The sequence below is a fragment of the Roseburia faecis genome (genome assembly GCF_001406815.1).
Taxonomy (GTDB): domain Bacteria; phylum Bacillota; class Clostridia; order Lachnospirales; family Lachnospiraceae; genus Roseburia; species Roseburia faecis.
Window position 1 is genome coordinate 39,758 of sequence record NZ_CVRR01000071.1, and the last position, 19,680, is coordinate 59,437.

Consider the following 19,680-nt stretch of genomic DNA (forward strand, 5'->3'; position numbering starts at 1 on the left):
CGGATATGGAATATATAGCTTATGTAGAGACCCCGTATAAAGAAAAATTTGGAATTCCCAGACAGAGCGGGCTGGCGGAGAGTACCTGTGGAGAGATCATCTTTACACCGAAATTCCGGAATCCGGATGCGGTGCGTGGAATCGAGGAGTTTTCCCACCTGTGGCTTCTCTGGGAGTTTTCGAGGGCAAAGCAGGATACCTTTCATGCAACGGTAGCACCTCCCCGTCTGGGAGGAAAAGAAAAACGGGGCGTGTTTGCCACACGTTCCCCCTTTCGCCCGAATTCGATCGGTCTTTCGTGCGTGAAACTTGAAAAAGTGCGCATCGATCAGAAGCTTGGACCGGTTCTTACGGTTTCCGGGCTGGATCTGCTTGATCACACACCGCTTTTTGATATCAAACCGTATCTGCCGTACGTGGATGCCCATCCGGAGGCAAAAAACGGTTTTGCGGAAGAATTCCGGGAGTTTCAGATACCGGTAGTATTTCCGGAGGAATTGCAGGCGCAGCTTCCGGAACATCTGCGAGGACCGCTTCTTGAGGTTCTGGCACAGGATCCAAGGGCAGCATACAACAAAAAGCCGGATTATATCTACGGGATGGCATTTGCTGATTATGACATCCGGTTTACGGTGGCAGAGGGAATCCTGACGGTAAAAGAGGTCACAAGGCGCACGCAGGAGTGGAAAAAAGTCAAGTGAGAGTTGCGCTTGCGTGTGGAAAGTCTTATAATAGAACCATCAAAAGTCAAAAACGCGAAGAAATTCGTGTAGTAGTGAGGTAAGAGGATGAAAGAGTTAAAAGAGTACATTCGCAGTATCCCGGATTTCCCGGAGAAGGGAATTATTTTCCGTGATGTCACAAGTGTACTGCAGGATGCAGATGCACTGAAGCTTTCCATTGATGAACTGGCAAAACGCTTGGAGGGCGTTGATTTTGATGTGATCGCCGGAGCAGAATCCAGAGGCTTTATCTTTGGAGCACCACTTGCTTATGTCATGCATAAGCCGTTTGTACCGATTCGTAAAAAGGGAAAACTGCCGTGTGAGACAGTTGAAAAAACATATGATCTGGAGTACGGTACGGCAACGATTGAAATGCATAAAGATGCCGTTAAAAAAGGAGAAAAGGTTGTACTTTTGGATGATCTGATTGCAACCGGCGGAACCATGAAAGCTGCTGCAGAACTGGTAGAGGAACTTGGCGGTGAAGTGGTAAAGATGCTGTTTCTCATAGAGTTAAGCGATCTCAACGGACGGGAAGTCTTAAAGGACTATGACGTGGACTCTGTCGTACAGTTCGAAGGCAAATAATCGAATAAAAAAGAAAATTCTGCACATACTGTATCAAAAACAAAGTAAGGAGAGACAGTATGGATCAGCAGGTTGGATTAGGGAGTCTTTGCTTTGCAAAGGCTCCTTTTATTATTGGAACAGCATCTGTGGTTGGAACCAAAGAGGGGGAAGGCCCCCTGGCAGATGCATTTGACTGTATCGGACCGGATGATAAATTTGGTCAGCAGACATGGGAGGCCGCAGAGAGCAGTCTGCAGAAAGAAGCATTGACGCTTGCCCTCGGGAAAGCAGATCAAAAGCCGGAAGATATGCGGTATCTGTTTGCTGGAGATCTGCTTGGACAGCTGATTGCCTCATCATTTGGACTGAAAACGTTTGAAATTCCACTGTTTGGACTGTACGGGGCATGTTCCACATGTGGAGAAGCACTGGCACTTTCTGCAATGACGGTAGCGGCCGGATATGCGGATCGCGTGGCTGCAGTCACTTCGAGCCATTTTGCCAGTGCGGAAAAACAGTTCCGTTTTCCGCTGGAATACGCAAATCAGCGTCCGGTAAGTGCCACATGGACAGTGACCGGAGGCGGTGCATTTATTCTGTCAAAGGATGCGAAGCAGCCGCTGGCAAAGGTGGCGGGGGTCACAACCGGAAAGATTGTAGATTACGGAATCAAAGATTCCATGAATATGGGAGCCGTGATGGCACCGGCTGCCGCTGAGCTGATTGCGCAGAATCTTACGGATTTTAAACGAAAACCGGAAGATTATGACCGGATTATCACGGGAGACCTGGGAGAAGTCGGTCAGCAGATTCTGTTTGATCTGCTGCTGAAAAAAGGCATGGATATCCGCAAGCAGCATGAGGACTGTGGCATGTTAATTTTTGATTCACAGACACAGGGAACCGGTTCCGGAGGATCGGGATGCGGATGTGCAGCCTCGGTGCTGAGTGCGCATTTTCTGCCAAAACTGGCAAGCGGGGAATTGAAAAGAATACTCTTTGTGCCGACAGGCGCACTGCTTTCTACGGTCAGTTTCAATGAAGGACAGACAATACCGGGGATTGCACACGGTGTTGTGCTGGAAAGCTGTGTTTCATCCGCAAAAAAGGAGGGATAAGGATATGCAGTATGTAATTGCATTTGTAACAGGGGGAATGATCTGTGCACTGTCACAGATCCTGATGGAAAAAACAAAAATGCTTCCGGGACGTATCATGGTTCTTTTGGTCTGCCTGGGGGCCATCCTTGGATTTGTGGGGATCTATGAGCCGTTTTCCAAATGGGCGCAGGCGGGCGCGAATGTGCCGCTTCTGGGATTTGGAAACAATCTCTGGAAGGGTGTCAAAGAGATGGTGGACAAGAAAGGATTTATCGGTATTTTTCTGGGAGGCTTTAAAAACTGTGCGGCAGGACTTTCCGCAGCACTCGTTTTTTCTTATATTGCCTCCCTGCTCTGCCAGCCAAAGATGAAAAAGCACTAGCAAATCGGGAAAATTCTGTTGTATAATAAATGGGAATTTTGCACACACTAGCTCTGTAGATCAAATAAAAGGAGATATGTGTGATGAAAAAATTAAAAGTTCTGATGATGAGCGGAATGCTTGCAGCAGGGATCTGTCTGTTTGCGGCCTGTGGTACAGCAAATGATGACGGAACGAACAATGGTGTAAACGATACTTCCAATACACAGGTTACTACACAGGAAAACATTCCGGGAACGGACAATACGACTGGAAATGGTACAACAGACAATAATACGGATGCCGGAAATTCCAAAAACGATGGCAATGTCGGAAAAGATATCGGGGATATGGGAAAAGATGTCGTGGATGGTGTGAAAGATGCCGGTGATGCTGTGGCAGATGGCGTGGATGATGCAATTGACGCGGTAGATCCGGATGCAGACACAAACAATGGCGGTAAGACCAATACCGGACGTTAGACAGGATTACCTATGAAAAAAGAAACTTACGTTAAAATGACCCAGCCGTTTCGGGATGACCCGAAACGTGCGCGGGCGTTACATAGAGCAAATAAAATATTGACGGTTGTGATTTTTGTGGCATATCCATGCCTGCTTCTGTGGCTGCTGTGGCAGAAGGATATGCGGCTATATAAAGCCATCTGTGTGCCGCTGGACGGATTTATTATTGTGACGGTTGTGCGGGCCTGGATCAACCGGAAACGGCCGTATGAAATATTTGAACTGCCATCTGTGATTCCAAAAGATACGAAAGGACATTCCTGGCCGAGCCGGCATGTGTTTTCCGCGGCAGTGATTGCGTTTACGTTCTGGTTTGTGTGCCCGGCTGTGGGGATTGTATTTTTGCTTATGACAGTTGCTATTGCATGGATCCGGGTAGTTTCCGGAGTGCACTTTATCAGTGATGTAGTGGCGGGATTTCTTTTTGCTGCGTTTTTTTCTTTGTTTTTTTAGTGTGGTTTTCACCGGCTATGCCGGAAAAATTACTGGCTTTCTTTCCGGAACTGGCGCGGTGTCATGCTGTATTTTTGTTTGAACACCCGGTTAAAATAGGAAAGATTTTCAAAACCGGATTCCGCCGCAATATCCAGAATGGAGGAGTCGGAAGTTGTCAGCAGACGCGAGGCGATTGTCAGGCGGTAGTCCCGCAGATAGTCCACGAAAGACGTTCCCATAGTTTCTTTGAAATACCGCATAAAATGAGATTCGGAAAAATCAACGGTTGCCGCGATGTCGGCAATCGTTATTTTTTGCATGTAATTATTTTCAATGTATTTTAAAACAATTTTCATTTTATCAAGCGTTTTGCGGTTACTGCCTGTCGTTAAGTTCCGGCAGCGGTTGTCTAAAATAAAGAAAAACTGGTACAACTGACTTTTGATGTACAGTTCATAGCCCTGTGGTTTGGTCTTGCTGATTTCGTCACAGGCATCAATTGGCATGATGACATCTGTGTAATAAGGATAGACAGGGGTGAAGATGGTTGGAACCGTGACTTTTCCGCTCATAAGAGGAAGAAGAAAATCGGTGGCAGTCACATCGTTCTGCCGTGGAATCAGCATACTCGGATTAAAGATGATATTTTCATATTCCATGAAGGCATCTTCCAGCTGGTCAATGGAGTGGAGCTGTCCCGGAAGAATAAGAACCAGAGTCGGACCTTTTACTTTGTATTCCCGGAAATCTACCGTAATGCGTCCCATCCCCTTTTTGATGTAGATCAGTTCCAGTTCATCGTGCCAGTGCAGCGGTACACGCGGAAAATCCAGTGGGATCGAGCATAGATATGTATTATAAGGGAAGATGATATCCCCATGTGTGATGGTTTCGTGATAATTTTCATATTCAAGTATATTCATATCTTTATTTTAGCAGAATTGTCCTATGACTGTAAAGGACAAAAACGACAGAAAACGCATGAAACAGGCGAAAACACAGGATATGCAGGCACTGTGGAAATGTACCAAGACAGGTGGCACGAAATTGGTGAAATTTAACAGCTGGGGGTTATTTGAATATGAAAAATGATAGAATAGTATCAGTTTTTGCTTGAATACGACAAGAAATCAGCAGGAAAAAATCATATACTAAGTACATCAAAACAACACGAAATCTTGTGGGAGGGAAAACACATGACTTTAGCAAAAGCAGTATCTATGAAATATAACAAGACCATCGAGAAGTGCTCAAACGAGGAAATTTACTATGCACTCCTTGATATGACCAAGCAGATGGCAGAGGACAAGGTCAGCAATGAGGGAAAGAAGAAGCTGTACTACATCTCAGCAGAGTTCTTAATCGGAAAGCTTTTATCCAACAACCTGATCAACCTTGGCATTTATGACAGTGTAAAATCCGAACTTGAAGCATCCGGAAAGAATATCGGTGAGATTGAGGAGATCGAACTTGAGCCTTCACTCGGAAATGGCGGACTTGGACGTCTGGCAGCATGTTTCGTAGATTCCATCGCAACACTCGGATTAAACGGTGACGGTGTCGGATTAAATTATCACTACGGATTGTTCAAACAGGTATTTGATCACAATCTGCAGAAAGAGACTCCAAACCCATGGATCACACCGGACAGCTGGCTGACAAAGACCGATATCACCTATCCGGTACAGTTCGGCGGATTTACCGTACAGTCCAGATTATATAACATTGATGTTGTCGGATACAACAACCGTACGACAAAGCTTCGTCTGTTCGATATCGAAACGGTGGATGAGAGCATTGTCGGAGATACCATTGATTTTAACAAAGATGACATTGCAAAGAATCTGACCTTATTCCTGTATCCAGACGATTCCGATGATAAGGGACGTCTTCTGCGTGTATATCAGCAGTATTTCATGGTAAGCAATGCCGCAAGACTGATTCTTGATGAGGCAGTTGAGAAGGGATCAAACCTGCATGATCTGGCAGATTATGCGACTGTTCAGATCAACGATACCCATCCGTCCATGGTTATCCCGGAGCTGATCCGTCTGTTACAGGAGCGTGGAATTCTTATGGATGAGGCTGTATCTATTGTATCTAAGGTTTGTGCATACACCAACCACACAATCCTTGCAGAAGCACTTGAAAAATGGCCGATCGGATTCCTTGAGAAGGCAGTTCCTCAGCTGATGCCGATCATCCGCGAATTGGACAACCGTGTACGTGCAAAGGTTTCCGATGAAAGCACCTATATTATCAAAGACGGTCTGGTACACATGGCACATATGGATATCCACTACGGATACAGTGTTAACGGTGTTGCATATCTGCACACAGAGATCTTAAAGAACAGTGAGTTAAATAACTTCTACAAGCTCTATCCAGAGAAGTTTAACAATAAGACAAACGGAATCACATTCCGCCGCTGGCTCATGTCCTGCAACCCGGAACTTTCCGCAATGATTACTGACCTGATCGGCGATGGCTGGAAGAAGGATGCCAATGAGCTGGAGAAACTTGGCAATTTCGTAAACGATGATGCCGTTCTCGACCGTCTCCTTGCAGTAAAGGCCGGAAAGAAGGCAGATCTGAAGAATTACCTGAAGATGAAACAGGGATTTGATATTGATGAAAATTCCATCTATGATATTCAGGTAAAGAGACTGCATGAGTACAAGAGACAGCAGATGAATGCACTCTATGTCATCCATAAATATTTCGAGATCAAGGAAGGAAAGAAGCCGGCAACTCCGATCACGGTATTCTTCGGAGCAAAGGCAGCGCCTGCATATATTATCGCAAAGGATATCATTCATCTGATTCTCTGCTTACAGCAGATCATCAACAATGATCCGGAAGTCAGCCCATACTTAAAGGTATTTATGGTAGAAAACTACAATGTAACCATGGCTGAAAAGATGATTCCGGCATGTGATATTTCCGAGCAGATTTCTCTGGCTTCCAAGGAAGCATCCGGAACCGGTAACATGAAGTTCATGTTAAACGGAGCACTGACACTTGGAACTATGGACGGAGCAAATGTTGAGATCGCAGAGCTGGTTGGAAATGAGAATATCTTTACCTTCGGTGAGGATTCCCAGACTGTTATCGACCGCTATGCAAGAGGCGATTACAACTCCAGAAGCTACTATGAGAAAGATTCTGAGTTAAAGAGAGCCGTTGACTTTATTGTAAGTGACACTGTAAAGTCTGTAGGATGCAGTGAGAACTTAGAGCGTCTGTACAATGAGTTGTTAAACAAAGACTGGTTTATGACATTCCCGGATTTCGAGGAATATATTGCAACCAGAGAGAAAGCTTATACAGCTTATACCGATCGCAAGGCATGGGCAAAGAAAGCACTGATCAACATTAGCAAGGCAGGTTTCTTCTCATCTGACAGAACGATTGAGCAGTACAACAAAGAAATCTGGAAATTATCATAAAAATATTTTAACTCCTCCTTTAGTGGGAACCGTATGTTTCGGTTCCCACTTTTTATTGTGCCGGGCACACGGGAACGGGCACGGTGTTTTTAAAATTTTACTGGAAGAATGGGGGTGAATTGGATATAATAAATATTATGAGGTTACAGGGGAGAAAATGGATATAATGTGCGAAGGAGGAACGCTATGAAATGGAAAGGGCGAAGACTGCTTGCCATGGCACTTACCGGTATCTTGCTTGCAGGATGCGGGGCAGCCGGACAGGTCGATGATTATGCAACGAATGAGGGAAGTACACAGGAGGCTTCCACCAAAACAACGGGAACGGAAAGCGGAGGGATTTCAAAGGACAAGATCAAGGTAGGGGTTTTGCACTTATCGGATCCGGCAGAAGGCAGTGGATATACCTATACACATGATCTCGGCATTCAGGCAATGCAGCAGAATCTTGGATTATCAGATGAACAGATTGACAGAAAAATAAATGTTGATGATTCCGATAAAGAGGCAACCGAAAAAGCGATTCAGGAGTGTGTGGATGATGGATGCAATATTATTTTTACCACCAGCTGGGGATATATGGATGCTACGGAGGAGATGGCGGAAAAATATCCGGATATATATTTTGCACATGGAACAGGATACAAAAGCAACGGAAAGAATTTTGTAAACTATTTCGGGCGAATCTATCAGGCAAGATATTTAAGCGGAATCGTAGCGGGAATGAATACCAAAACCAATAAGCTGGGATATGTGGCAGCGATGGATTCCTCCAATTCCGAAGTGACAGGAGGTATTGATGCCTTTGCACTTGGGGTGTATTCCGTGAAACCGGAAGCAAAAATCTATGTAAAAGTCACGAACAGCTGGTTTGACCCGGATGCGGAGAAAGCAGCAGCACAAACCCTGTTAAATATGGACTGTGATGTGGTCACGCAGCACTGTGATACAGAATATCCACAGACAATGGCACAGGAAAAAGGGGTGTATGGTATCGGGTACAATTCCGATATGAGCAAAAATGCTCCGGATGCCTGTCTGTGCAGCGTGATCTGGAACTGGGGTGCTTATTATACAGCAGCGGTGCAGAGCGTGATTGACGGTACCTGGGATGGAAGCAATTATTATGGCGGTATGAATGAAAATCTGGTAGGGATTACGTCACTTGCTGATTTTTGCACAGATGGAACACAGGAGGCTGTGGATACTGCAAAAGAAGATATTTTATCCGGGAAAAACGGTGTGTTTGACGGTGTGATTGAAACAAATACCGGGGAAACGGTTGGTGAAGAAGGAAAAACGCTGGATGATGCCACAATTACAGGTGGAATCAACTGGTATTTTAAAACCGTTGAAGTGGTAGAATAGGGGGCATATATGAGTATACGAAAGAAAATTCTTGCAATCAGCATAGGGCCGGTGCTTGTATTAGGGGTAATTACCCTGCTTTTTATGCTTACGATGGTTAAAAGCTCCCTGATGGATGAGGTACAGGATGCATTAAAAGGTACCGCGGCAGCCACCCTTGCCGCCTATGACCAGAATACCGGGGATTATCTGGAAAGTACCAATGGGGATATCTGGAAAGGAAGCTATAATATATCAAAGTCGGAGAGTCTTGTGGACCGGATCAAAGAGAATACCGGTATGGATGTAACCTTTTTTTATGGAAACAAAAGGATTATGACATCTGCACTGGATAAAAAAGGAAACCGTATCCTTGGTTCAGAAGCCGGAGAGCGTGTGGTGAATCAGGTGATCAAAGGGAAAAAGCCGTTTTTCAGTACAAATGTTTCACTGGATGGGACGAGAAATTATGGATATTTTATTCCAGTGTATCAGAATGGAACGACAGATCAGGTTATCGGTATGGTGTTTGTCGGAACCAATAAGGCACGAAAAGATGCAATTGTCAATAAAATCCTTGGAAGTATTATGATGGCATTGCTTGTAGTGATGCTTTTGTGCATTGTTACGGCGATGCGCATGGCAGCCTCTATCAGTAAAAATATCAAAAACAGTGTTGCTGTTGTAGGAAAACTTGCAGATGGTGATTTAAATGTGTGGGTAGATGAAAAACTTCTGAAACGAAAGGATGAGATTGGTGATCTGTCTCGCGGAACCATGACATTAAGGGATGCCATGAAGTCCGTAATCCGGGATATTTCAGAAAATGCAAAGCAGCTGCTTTCAACGTCACAGATTCTGGGTACGGCAGCAGACAACACCAATGGAACAATGTCACAGGTACAGCAGGCGGTCAGCCTTGTAGTGGATAATTCCAGTGAGCAGGCGAAAAATTCGAGAAATACTTCGGATCATATGAAAATTATGGGGGAGAATATCACGGAAACTACAGCAGAGGTACAAAATCTGGATCAAAATGCCACATTTATGCATTCTTCCAGCGAAAATGCTTCCGCAACGCTGGAAAAACTCTGTGGGATCAATGAACAGGTGGAGCAGATGCTGGCACAGGTTCAGCAGCAGACCGACCGGACAAACGATTCTGTACAGAAGATCCAGCAGGCCACAACCATCATTTCTTCTATTGCAGAGGAAACCAATCTGCTGAGCCTGAATGCCTCCATTGAAGCTGCCCGGGCGGGAGAAAGCGGCCGCGGATTCGCTGTGGTGGCAGGTCAGATTAAAAAACTTGCAGAGCAATCGGATCAGTCGAGTCAGGAAATTGAGCAGATAGCGTCAACGCTGATCAGGGATTCTTCCCTTGCTGTGGAAAGTATGCAGAGTATGCAGCAGATTATTACCAGCCAGAGTGAGAGCATGGCAGAAACGCAGAATATTGTAAAAGAAGTGCTGGGCGAAATTAACAGTTCCATGCAGAGCATCAAACAGATCAAAGCAAGTACCAGACGTTTGGAAGATTCAAGAAATGAAGTCGTTCAGGCAGTTGGGGAATTGTCCGGAATTGCGGAAGAAAATGTGGAAAGCACGAAAAAAACCTACGATGGAACACAGGAAGTTGTGGGAACGTTCCAGCAGGTATATGTAAGTGCCGAGCAGTTGCGTGAGATTTCTGATAAACTGGTAAAAGGAATCGGGTATTTTCATATTTAAAAGAAACACAGAGTGTCGGAAAATTCCGGCACTCTTTTTATGTCATGAATCTGGTATAAATCCTGTGATTCTGATATTCATAAATTTGTAAATCCGTTACAATGGGGTAAAAGGCTTGAAAATTGAAAGGTTGGAGGTTTCACATGAATTTTGGATATTTTGATGATGAGAAAAGAGAGTATGTAATCACACGCCCGGATACACCGGCACCGTGGGCGAATTATCTGGGGTCACCGGAGTATGGTGCGCTGATTTCAAATAATGCAGGAGGATACAGTTTTGCCAGATCTGGTGCAAACGGAAGAATCCTGCGTTATATTTTTAACCAGTTTGATCAGCCGGGACGCTATATTTATCTGCGGGATAATGAGAGCAAAGACTACTGGTCTGCATCCTGGCAGCCGGTAGGAAAAGATCTGGAAAGTTATAAAAGTGAGTGTCATCATGGAACAGCATACACAAAGATGCTTGCAGATTACAGTGGAATCCATTCTGAAGTATGTTATTATGTGCCGTTGAATCAGACATATGAGGTCTGGCATCTGAAAGTGACCAATGCGTCAGCGTGTGAAAGAAACCTGACCATCACCGGTTATGCGGAATTTACCAACAACAATAATTATGAACAGGATCAGGTAAATCTGCAGTATTCCCAGTTCATCACGAGTACGGTATTTGAGACAAACCGTATCCGGCATATTATTCACGGTAATCTGGACTGGGTGAAAGAAGGAGAGGAAGTGGATAACAAGCTTGCAATCTCCCGTTTCTTTGCATTGACCGGTGCACCGGTGGACAGTTACTGTGGAGATAAAGAATCGTTTCTTGGACGCTATCACGGATATCATAATCCGGTGGGGGTGGAAAACGGAAAATTATCCGGGGAAATGTGCTACAACGAAAACGGGTGCGGAGCACTGGCAGCTCAGATGCTTCTGAAACCGGGAGAAACAAAGGAAATTGCATTTCTTGTCGGAATGAAAGAACATGAGGAAGCAGAAGCAATCTGTAACCGCTATGCAGATGTGGCAGCACAGTGTGAGACGGAACTGAAAGAACTGACGGGCTACTGGCATGAAAAACTGGAACATTTTCAGGTACATACACCAAGCAGGGAATTTGATACCATGATCAATACCTGGAACGCATACAATTGTTTTATGACATTCATCTGGTCACGTGCGGCGTCATTTTTCTACTGTGGTCTGCGAAACGGTTACGGATACCGCGATACCGTGCAGGATATTCAGGGTGTGATTCATCTTGCACCGGAGATGGCACTCGAAAAGATCCGGTTTATGCTTTCGGCACAGGTGGATAACGGAGGAGGACTTCCGCTTGTCAAATTTACACACAATGCCGGACATGAGGATACGCCGGATGATGCTTCCTATGTACAGGAAACCGGGCATCCGGCATATCGTGCGGATGATGCTCTGTGGCTGTTTCCAACGGTATATAAATATATTGCGGAGTCCGGAAATCTGGCATTTATCGATGAAGTGATTCCGTTTGCCAATAAAGATGAAGCCACTGTATACGAGCACTTGAAGAGAGCACTTGCGTTTTCTGTGAATCATCTGGGACCGCACGGACTTCCGGCAGGACTTTATGCGGACTGGAATGACTGTCTGCGTCTGGGCAAAAATGGAGAGTCCTCGTTTGTTGCACTGCAGTTTTATTATGCAATGACGATTTTAAAACAGTTTGCCGCATACAAAGAAGATCAGGCATATATGGATTATCTGGAAGAAGAACAGAAAAAACTTGGAACATTAATTAACAATCTCTGCTGGAATGAGGATCGTTTTATCCGTGGATTTACGGAAGCCGGAGAGGTGATTGGAAAACGCACGGATCCGGAAGCAAATATGTGGCTGAATCCACAGAGCTGGGCTGTGATTAGTGGACTGGCAACAAAGCAGCAGGCAGAACTTTCCATGGAAAATGTAAGAAAGCGGTTAAACACAGAGTATGGAGCGATTCTGATGGATCCACCATATCACCTGCATGCATTTGACGGAGCACTGGCTGTGATTTACAATCCCGGTACAAAAGAAAATGCCGGTATCTTTTCCCAGTCGCAGGGATGGCTGATTCTGGCAGAAGCATTGCTGGGGCATGGGGATCAGGCATTTACCTATTTTATGGAAAATGCACCGTCTGCACAGAACGATCGTGCTGAGATCCGGAAACTGGAGCCATACTGTTATGGACAGTTTACGGAAGGAAAAGACAGCCCGCATTTTGGTCGTTCCCATGTGCACTGGCTGACCGGAACTGCTTCCACTGTAATGGTAGGATGTGTGGAAGGAATCCTTGGCATGCGTCCGGACTTTGGAGGACTTCGTATTGCACCATCCATTCCGGCGGACTGGGATCAGTTTACCATTGAGAAGGATTTCCGGGGAAAACATCTTCATATTGTGGTAGAAAATCCAGAGCATGTACAGAGTGGATGCAAAGCGTTGTACGTGAATGAGGAAAAGATGGAAGACAACTACATTCCGGTAGAAAAAATGACCGATCAGACGAAGGTACGCCTTGTGATGGCATAGAAGGGAGAAGTTATGAAAAACGATATGCAGTTTACAGGAAAAAACGGAGAATTTCAAATCCGTCATATGGTTGAAAAAACACAGCTCAATTTTCCGGTGGCAAATGAAGAGGGAATCAAAAGCAGCGTGACGCAGACCTTCGGCGGCGATTGTAAGCTGGATCAGAACCATTTTCTGCTGGAACCGGTGAGCATCGAAAATCTGCACAATAACAGAAGTACCCGCAATGTCTGGTGTACAATCAACCGGAAGGAACATGTGTCACTGACCGGAGTTTCGGCGCAGGCAGAATATGCACATTTCCTTGGAAAAGAGGAGGAAGTGACATTCGATGCCGGATTTATGTGGCAGGAGACGAAGCGGGAATTAAAAGAACAGAAAATCGAGGCAGCCGTGCGGATCTTTGCTCCGCTTGGAGTACCGGCAGAACTGATGCAGGTGCGCGTTACCAATAAATCGGATATGGATATGTGTGTGCGCGTGACTTCTGCTATCCCAATTTACGGCAGAAGCGCGGATAATCTGCGCGATCACCGCCATGTAACTTCCTTGCTTCACCGGATCCGTACTACCGGACGCGGCGTGATCTGTAAACCGGTATTGTCATTTGATGAACGCGGACATCAGAAAAATCATATGATTTATTTTGAGATGGGCAGTCAGGGAGATGGAACAAAACCGGAATCGTTCTTCCCAACGGTGGAATCGTTTATCGGAGAAACCGGAACATTTCTGGCACCGGATGCGCTTAAAAATAAAGAAAAAGGCTGTCCGGCCGGTTGTACCGTGGATGGAAAAGAAGCAATGGGGGCGATGGCATTTCCGGAGATTACCCTTGCAGCAGGAGCACATGTCGATTATATTCTGCTTGGTGGCATGACAGAGGATCCGAAGCTGGCAGAACAGGCAGCAGAAATGTTTTGCACGACCAAACAGGCAGATGCTGCCTTTGAACAGGCAAAAAATTACTGGAATGGGCTGGTCAATATTTCCTTTGAAACCGGAAACCCCAAAGAAGACAGTTATCTGAAATGGATCTGTTTCCAGCCGGTTCTTCGCAGAATCTACGGATGTTCGTTTTTGCCGTACCATGATTATGGCAGAGGCGGCAGGGGCTGGCGTGATCTGTGGCAGGATTGTCTCTCCCTTCTGATTCTCGACCCGAAGGAAGTTCGCTCCATGATTTTAAACAGCTTTGCGGGTGTCCGTTTTGACGGGACCAATGCGACAATTATCGGGGATAAGCCGGGAGAATTTGTTGCAGACCGCAACAATATTACAAGAGTCTGGATGGATCATGCGTACTGGCCGTTTGTTACCACAAAATTGTATCTGAACCAGACGGGAGATCTGGATATTCTGGATCAGAAAGTGGCGTATTTTAAGGACCCACAGGCAAAGCGTGGAACTGCCGGGGACGCAGAGTGGACACCGGCATATGGGATGCGCCAGAAAGATGTAAATGGCAATATTTACGAGGGCACGGTTTTAGAACATCTGCTTTTGCAGAATCTGTGCGCTTTCTACGAGGCGGGAGAACATGGAATGATGCGTCTTCGCGGTGCTGACTGGAATGATGCACTGGATATGGCAGCGGAAAAAGGAGAAAGCGTGGCTTTTACCTGTGCGTATATCGGAAATCTCCGTGATTTGGCAGATACCCTTGAAAAATACGAAGCGGCAAGCGGAAAGAAAGAGATTACACTGGCAAAAGAGATGGAAATTCTGATCAGACAGGACCGCACATCGTATGATTCGGCAGAAAAACGGAATGTTGTTTTAAATAATTATGTGAGTCAGTGTGTGCATAATATTTCTGGAGAACAGATTTCTGTGGATATCAGTACTCTGGTGCAGAATCTGCGGGAGCGTGCTGACTGGTATACCGGATTGATCCGTACGCAGGAATGGGTAACGGACGAAAACGGAAATGGCTGGTTTAACGGATATTATGATAATCACGGCAGACCGGTGGAAGGCAAAAGGGATAATCATGTCCGCATGATGCTGACCGGTCAGGTATTTTCTGTTATGGGAAATGTCGCAGATGATGCACAGACCGCTGCGATTACAAAAAGTGCAGACCTGTATCTGTATAAAAAAGAGGTGGGAGGCTACCGGCTGAACACGGATTTTAAGGAAGAAAAATTTGATCTGGGACGAATGTTTGGATTTGCTTATGGCGAAAAAGAAAATGGTGCGGTTTTTTCCCATATGACGGTGATGTATGCAAATGCATTGTATCAGAGAGGTTTTGTAAAGGAAGGATATAGGGCATTGTACACTCTGCTCGAACAGGCCATGAACACACCGGTGAGCCTGATGTATCCTGGAATTCCGGAATATTTTGATGCGGACGGAAAAGGCAAATATCCGTATCTGACCGGGGCAGCCAGCTGGTATATGATGACAATGGTTACACAGATTTTTGGATTCCGCGGAGAATGGGGAGATCTGGTACTAGAACCCAAAATTCTGTTGCGGCAGTTTGACGAAAGTGGCAATTATTCGGCACAGTTCCCATTCCGTGGACAGACATACGCAGTGGTTTACCAGAATCCACAAAAGAAAGAATATGGGGATTACCAGATCACGGAAGTATGGCTGGATGGTCAGCGGTATGCCGGAGAAACAAATACAGGCATCTGCATTCCGTTTGCCGTACTTGAAGGAAAAGAAAACCATACACTTCGGATTGTTCTGGGATAGCAGAATTTTACCATGTGCTTTTGTACTTGGAACTGCGGTATTGTTTTGGGGTCATACCGACATAGTGCTGGAATGTCTGGATAAAATGACTCTGGGAAGAAAATGATAAATAGTTTGCAATCTGAATGTAGGTAAAATCGGAAAAGCGTAGAAGATTCTGCGCTTTTTCGATTTTTTTTTCGCGGATATAATCACTGATCGACACACCGAGGTTCTGCTTAAACAACCGGGACAGATAGCTGGCAGACAAATTGGTGCAGACCGCAAGATCTTCCACGGTGATTCTTGCACTGATGTGGGCATAGATATAATCAATACACTGTGCAACCGGTTTGGATAATGCGGTATTCTTCTGCAGAAGGCGCATTTTTCCGGTGAAGTCAAGAGCCATCTCATGATGCAGATCTGATATTTCCTGAATGGTGCTGCAGGCATCCATGTGAATAATGTAAAAATCGCTCAGACGGTAGGCCTGCTCTGTTTCCATGCCGCCGTCAATGCAATACCGTGTGACCAGTGCAACGGTAATAACAAAATGATATTTTAAGTTTGTCAGGGGATTTTTGGAAAGAATTCCCATGCCTTCGGGATTGGTAAACGCTTCTTCCTTTAAATTTTTACTGACTGCTTCGATGTTTCCGTCTTTTACGGCTTCAAAAAAGGAATATTCCTCGGAAAGTGCACGATGATGGATTTCGTATTCGCTGTCTTCGATTTCTTTTTTGCTCCATTGATTTTTCAGCATGGCAAGACCTCCTGTTTATATCTGTAGATTATGTCATGAATCTGATATATTTGCAAGCATTTTTGTATCAGAACCCATTGGAAAACTCTATAATAAAACCATGCTTAAGGCAGAAAAGAAAAGGAGGAAATTTACTATGAAAAAGAAAGCAGTCAGTGCATTATTATGTGCAGCCATGGTAGCAGGAATGCTTGCAGGTTGCGGAAAAGGAAGTGATTCCGGTACACCGTCAGATACATCCAAGGGGGATGCGTCAAACGCAACAGAAAGTGCTTCATCAAATCTGAAAGATGATGGAAAGGTATTAAATATTTACTGCTGGAACGAGGAGTTCAAGAGCCGTATTACCGCACACTATCCGGATTACAAGGAAGTGGATGCAACACACGGAAAAATCGGAGATGTGGATGTTGTATGGAACATCACACCGAGTGATGACAATGCATATCAGAACAACCTGGATGCAGCACTGTTAAATCAGCAGGATGCTCCGGCAGATGACAAGATTGATATTTTTCTGGTAGAAGCGGACAACGCATTAAAGTATGTAGATACGGATTACACAGCACCGGTAAAGGATCTTGGAATTACCGATGCGGATCTTTCCAAGCAGTACCAGTACACAAAGGATATCGTAACCGATTCCAAGGGAGTGTTAAAAGGAGTTTCATGGCAGGGATGTCCAGGTGTTCTTTTCTATAACAGAGAGGCTGCAAAGGATGTACTGGGAACCGATGATCCGGATGAAGTACAGAATTATGTATGTGACTGGGATACTTTCAATGATACTGCTGCAAAAATGCAGGCAAAAGGTTACAAGATGATTTCATCTGTAAATGATACATACCGTGTATACTCCAACAATGTCTCAAGCAAGTGGGTAGAAGACGGAAAAGTACAGGTAGATGACAATATCATGAAATGGGTGGACGATTCCAAGAAACTTGTAGATGCAAAAGAGGCAGGAACCTTTGATATGTGGTCCGATGACTGGTCAAAGGGATTCTATCCGGACGGAAAAGTATTCTGCTACTTTGGACCGGCATGGCTTGTAAACTTCTCTATGGCAGCTGATACCGAAGGATCTATCGGTTACAACGGCGGATGGGGTGCAGCCCAGGGACCACAGGGATTCTTCTGGGGCGGTACATGGATCTGCGCAGCACAGGATACAGATAATGCAAGTCTTGTAAAAGACATTATGTTAAAGATGACAACCGATGATGACGTCATGAAAGACATTGTTTTAGATGATGATGATTTCGTAAACAACAATACCGTTATGAACGGACTGGCAGACGGATCGATTAAGGCAAAAGACGGAAAAGAATATAGCAGCAAGATCCTTGGAGGACAGAACCCACTGTCTATGTACTGCGCAGGTGTTGAGACACTGGATCTGAGCAACATTTCCGCATATGACCAGGGCTGCAACGAAGAGTTCCAGAAAGCAATGAAGAATTACTTTGAAGGAAAGGCAACCAAGGACGAAGCATTAGAGTTATTCTACAAAGGTGTTACCGAGAAATATCCAGAGCTTACTTACTAATTTTTGTTACACATAAGGTCTGAAGCCGGAGTCACCTCTCCCCTATTATGGCTCCGGCGGGACGACCGCCAATACCGCGGAGGTAGAAATATGAATAAGAGTAAAGGAAAGGTCGTTCGTTACAACAAATGGGGCTACATTTTTCTGATCCCGTTTATTGTTGTATATGTCGTTTTTCAGCTGATACCATTGATCAGCACAATTTATAACAGTTTTTTCGAAAATTATATGTCCGGTCTCAACCAGGTTGGACCGACATTTGTAGGTTTAGATAATTACAGAGAGTTATTCAAAAGTGGAGACGTGTGGATTTATTTTAAAAATACAATGATCCTCTGGATTATGTGTTTTATTCCGCAGATCTTTTTTTCACTCCTGCTGGGCGCATGGTTCTCCGATGTACGCCTGCGATTGAAAGGATCACGTTTTTTTAAGACCGTGATCTACCTGCCAAATCTGATTATGGCATCTGCATTTTCCATGTTGTTTTTTACACTGTTTTCAGATGCAGGTCCGATTAACTCTCTTTTGATGCAGATTGGATTTATCTCAGAACCATATAAATTTTTATCCCATACCGGAAGTGCCAGAGGCCTGATTGCACTGATGAACTGCCTGATGTGGTTCGGAAATACAACCATTCTTCTGATGGCCGGAATGATGGGAATTGATACTTCTTTATTTGAAGCGGCAGAAGTGGATGGAGCAACTTCTACACAGGTATTTTTTAAGATTACACTGCCTCTGCTTCGCCCGATTCTGATTTATGTAGTGATTACTTCACTGATCGGTGGATTACAGCTTTTTGACGTGCCACAGATTCTGACAAACGGAACCGGAAATCCGATGCGTTCTACCATGACACTGATCATGTATCTGAACAAGCATCTGTACAGCAAGAACTATGGTATGGCAGGAGCACTTTCCGTGGTACTGTTTATCATTACAAGTCTTTTGAGTCTGCTTGTATTTAAAGTATCCGGAAACGATAAGAGAAAGGGGTGATTGTGATGGCAAAAAGTAAGAAAGATGTGGAAGGCGGACTTGGTATTCATGCCAGACGTGCCATCGCATATATTGTTTTAATTATAATTTCATTTTTCTGCCTGTTCTGGTTTTATATCATGTTTATCAATGCGACGCGTTCTAAAGGTGAGCTGAAAGCAGGGTTTACGGCATTGCCGAGCGATCATTTGCTGACAAACTGGAACAATCTGGTACATGGAACACTGCCGATCTGGTCGGGCATGTTTAACAGTCTGATCATTGCAGCAGCAACCGCAGTTTTGTGTGTATATTTTTCTACCATGACTGCATATGCCATTCATGCATACGATTTTAAATTAAAGAAATTTATTTATCCGTTTATTCTGATGATTATGATGATTCCGACACAGGTTACGGCACTCGGATTTATCAAACTGATTACAGGCATGGGACTGATGGATTCCTTTATTCCACTGATTGTTCCGGCCATTGCATCTCCGGTTACGTTCTTTTACATGAAACAGTACATGGAGAGTGCGCTTCCGCTTTCGCTGATAGAAGCTGCACGTATTGATGGTTCCGGAGAGTTTCGTACGTTCAACAGCATCGTTCTGCCGTTGATGAAGCCGGCGATCGCCGTACAGGCAATTTTCAGTTTCGTCAGCAGCTGGAACAATTACTTTACACCGGCACTTGTGTTGCATGATGACAAGAAAAAGACACTTCCGATTCTGATCGCGCAGCTGCGTGGTGCAGACTGGCTGAAGTTTGATATGGGGCAGGTATATGTCATGATTACATTCTCGATCCTGCCGGTTATCGTTGTGTATCTGATTCTTTCCAAGCATATTGTACAGGGGGTTGCTCTGGGAAGCGTAAAAGGATAATAG

17 protein-coding genes are annotated in these 19,680 nt (G+C 44.8%); 15 read left to right on the plus strand and 2 right to left on the minus strand.

What is annotated here, in order from left to right; genetic code table 11:
• The first annotated feature begins 5 nt into the window (after window positions 1–5).
• From tsaA to M72_RS14405, 6 genes are all read left to right on the plus strand, one after another.
• Window positions 6–701: a tRNA (N6-threonylcarbamoyladenosine(37)-N6)-methyltransferase TrmO gene (gene tsaA, locus M72_RS14380; protein WP_055068715.1), complete on the plus strand. Its 696-nt coding sequence runs from the start codon at window positions 6–8 to the stop codon at window positions 699–701.
• A gap of 87 nt (window positions 702–788) precedes the next feature.
• Entirely contained in the window at window positions 789–1,313 is a 525-nt protein-coding gene (locus M72_RS14385) for an adenine phosphoribosyltransferase (protein WP_022046312.1), read from the plus strand.
• A 59-nt stretch (window positions 1,314–1,372) separates the two neighbouring features.
• On the plus strand, window positions 1,373–2,413 hold the full coding sequence (locus M72_RS14390; protein WP_055068716.1) for a stage V sporulation protein AD: 1,041 nt from the start codon (window positions 1,373–1,375) through the stop codon (window positions 2,411–2,413).
• Window positions 2,414–2,417: 4 nt separating this feature from the next.
• Window positions 2,418–2,777, plus strand: a complete 360-nt coding sequence (locus M72_RS14395; RefSeq protein WP_055068717.1) for a SpoVA/SpoVAEb family sporulation membrane protein — start codon at window positions 2,418–2,420, stop codon at window positions 2,775–2,777.
• A gap of 83 nt (window positions 2,778–2,860) precedes the next feature.
• Entirely contained in the window at window positions 2,861–3,238 is a 378-nt protein-coding gene (locus M72_RS14400) for a hypothetical protein (RefSeq protein ID WP_055068718.1), read from the plus strand.
• A gap of 12 nt (window positions 3,239–3,250) precedes the next feature.
• The gene (locus M72_RS14405) at window positions 3,251–3,733 is read left to right on the plus strand and encodes a phosphatase PAP2 family protein (RefSeq protein ID WP_022045195.1); all 483 of its coding nucleotides are present in this window, start codon (window positions 3,251–3,253) and stop codon (window positions 3,731–3,733) included.
• A gap of 29 nt (window positions 3,734–3,762) precedes the next feature.
• Here M72_RS14405 and M72_RS14410 read toward each other — a convergent pair whose 3' ends face one another.
• The gene (locus M72_RS14410) at window positions 3,763–4,638 is read right to left on the minus strand and encodes an AraC family transcriptional regulator (protein ID WP_022045194.1); all 876 of its coding nucleotides are present in this window, start codon (window positions 4,636–4,638) and stop codon (window positions 3,763–3,765) included.
• A 25-nt stretch (window positions 4,639–4,663) separates the two neighbouring features.
• Here M72_RS14410 and M72_RS17250 point away from each other — a divergent pair, with 25 nt between their 5' ends.
• From M72_RS17250 to M72_RS14435, 6 genes are all read left to right on the plus strand, one after another.
• The gene (locus tag M72_RS17250) at window positions 4,664–4,807 is read left to right on the plus strand and encodes a hypothetical protein (protein ID WP_176694795.1); all 144 of its coding nucleotides are present in this window, start codon (window positions 4,664–4,666) and stop codon (window positions 4,805–4,807) included.
• A 104-nt stretch (window positions 4,808–4,911) separates the two neighbouring features.
• Window positions 4,912–7,164, plus strand: a complete 2,253-nt coding sequence (locus M72_RS14415) for a glycogen/starch/alpha-glucan phosphorylase (protein WP_022045193.1) — start codon at window positions 4,912–4,914, stop codon at window positions 7,162–7,164.
• A gap of 186 nt (window positions 7,165–7,350) precedes the next feature.
• Entirely contained in the window at window positions 7,351–8,532 is a 1,182-nt protein-coding gene (locus M72_RS14420) for a BMP family ABC transporter substrate-binding protein (RefSeq protein ID WP_055068719.1), read from the plus strand.
• A gap of 9 nt (window positions 8,533–8,541) precedes the next feature.
• Window positions 8,542–10,242: a methyl-accepting chemotaxis protein gene (locus tag M72_RS14425; RefSeq protein WP_055068720.1), complete on the plus strand. Its 1,701-nt coding sequence runs from the start codon at window positions 8,542–8,544 to the stop codon at window positions 10,240–10,242.
• 143 nt (window positions 10,243–10,385) lie between these two features.
• Entirely contained in the window at window positions 10,386–12,800 is a 2,415-nt protein-coding gene (locus tag M72_RS14430; protein WP_055068721.1) for a glycoside hydrolase family 94 protein, read from the plus strand.
• Window positions 12,801–12,812: 12 nt separating this feature from the next.
• Window positions 12,813–15,509 (plus strand): GH36-type glycosyl hydrolase domain-containing protein, encoded by a 2,697-nt coding sequence (locus M72_RS14435; RefSeq protein ID WP_055068722.1) that lies wholly within the window; start codon window positions 12,813–12,815, stop codon window positions 15,507–15,509.
• 7 nt (window positions 15,510–15,516) lie between these two features.
• Here M72_RS14435 and M72_RS14440 read toward each other — a convergent pair whose 3' ends face one another.
• The gene (locus tag M72_RS14440) at window positions 15,517–16,254 is read right to left on the minus strand and encodes an AraC family transcriptional regulator (RefSeq protein ID WP_055068723.1); all 738 of its coding nucleotides are present in this window, start codon (window positions 16,252–16,254) and stop codon (window positions 15,517–15,519) included.
• A 136-nt stretch (window positions 16,255–16,390) separates the two neighbouring features.
• Between M72_RS14440 and M72_RS14445 the strand changes: the two genes are divergently transcribed.
• The 3 genes from M72_RS14445 (at window position 16,391) to M72_RS14455 (ending at window position 19,677) form a co-directional block, all read left to right on the plus strand.
• A complete protein-coding gene (locus M72_RS14445; RefSeq protein WP_022045188.1) occupies window positions 16,391–17,803 on the plus strand; it encodes a type 2 periplasmic-binding domain-containing protein in 1,413 nt (470 codons plus the stop codon).
• A gap of 90 nt (window positions 17,804–17,893) precedes the next feature.
• Window positions 17,894–18,808 (plus strand): carbohydrate ABC transporter permease, encoded by a 915-nt coding sequence (locus M72_RS14450; RefSeq protein ID WP_022045187.1) that lies wholly within the window; start codon window positions 17,894–17,896, stop codon window positions 18,806–18,808.
• A 5-nt stretch (window positions 18,809–18,813) separates the two neighbouring features.
• Window positions 18,814–19,677 carry a carbohydrate ABC transporter permease gene (locus M72_RS14455; RefSeq protein WP_055068785.1) on the plus strand — a complete coding sequence of 288 codons (864 nt, stop codon included), beginning with the start codon at window positions 18,814–18,816 and terminating at the stop codon, window positions 19,675–19,677.
• Window positions 19,678–19,680: the final 3 nt, after the last annotated feature.

Bases quoted from the DNA above. Each gene is read 5' to 3' on its own strand.
- M72_RS14400 (WP_055068718.1), top strand. From the start codon at position 2,861: ATGAAAAAATTAAAAGTTCTGATGATGAGCGGAATGCTTGCAGCAGGG.
- M72_RS14405 (WP_022045195.1), top strand. From the start codon at position 3,251: ATGAAAAAAGAAACTTACGTTAAAATGACCCAGCCGTTTCGGGATGAC.
- M72_RS14440 (WP_055068723.1), bottom strand. From the start codon at position 16,254: ATGCTGAAAAATCAATGGAGCAAAAAAGAAATCGAAGACAGCGAATAC.
- M72_RS14410 (WP_022045194.1), bottom strand. From the start codon at position 4,638: ATGAATATACTTGAATATGAAAATTATCACGAAACCATCACACATGGG.
- M72_RS17250 (WP_176694795.1), top strand. From the start codon at position 4,664: ATGACTGTAAAGGACAAAAACGACAGAAAACGCATGAAACAGGCGAAA.
- M72_RS14420 (WP_055068719.1), top strand. From the start codon at position 7,351: ATGAAATGGAAAGGGCGAAGACTGCTTGCCATGGCACTTACCGGTATC.
- M72_RS14450 (WP_022045187.1), top strand. From the start codon at position 17,894: ATGAATAAGAGTAAAGGAAAGGTCGTTCGTTACAACAAATGGGGCTAC.
- M72_RS14385 (WP_022046312.1), top strand. From the start codon at position 789: ATGAAAGAGTTAAAAGAGTACATTCGCAGTATCCCGGATTTCCCGGAG.
- M72_RS14445 (WP_022045188.1), top strand. From the start codon at position 16,391: ATGAAAAAGAAAGCAGTCAGTGCATTATTATGTGCAGCCATGGTAGCA.
- M72_RS14455 (WP_055068785.1), top strand. From the start codon at position 18,814: ATGGCAAAAAGTAAGAAAGATGTGGAAGGCGGACTTGGTATTCATGCC.
- M72_RS14390 (WP_055068716.1), top strand. From the start codon at position 1,373: ATGGATCAGCAGGTTGGATTAGGGAGTCTTTGCTTTGCAAAGGCTCCT.
- M72_RS14430 (WP_055068721.1), top strand. From the start codon at position 10,386: ATGAATTTTGGATATTTTGATGATGAGAAAAGAGAGTATGTAATCACA.
- M72_RS14435 (WP_055068722.1), top strand. From the start codon at position 12,813: ATGAAAAACGATATGCAGTTTACAGGAAAAAACGGAGAATTTCAAATC.
- M72_RS14425 (WP_055068720.1), top strand. From the start codon at position 8,542: ATGAGTATACGAAAGAAAATTCTTGCAATCAGCATAGGGCCGGTGCTT.
- tsaA (WP_055068715.1), top strand. From the start codon at position 6: ATGGAATATATAGCTTATGTAGAGACCCCGTATAAAGAAAAATTTGGA.
- M72_RS14395 (WP_055068717.1), top strand. From the start codon at position 2,418: ATGCAGTATGTAATTGCATTTGTAACAGGGGGAATGATCTGTGCACTG.
- M72_RS14415 (WP_022045193.1), top strand. From the start codon at position 4,912: ATGACTTTAGCAAAAGCAGTATCTATGAAATATAACAAGACCATCGAG.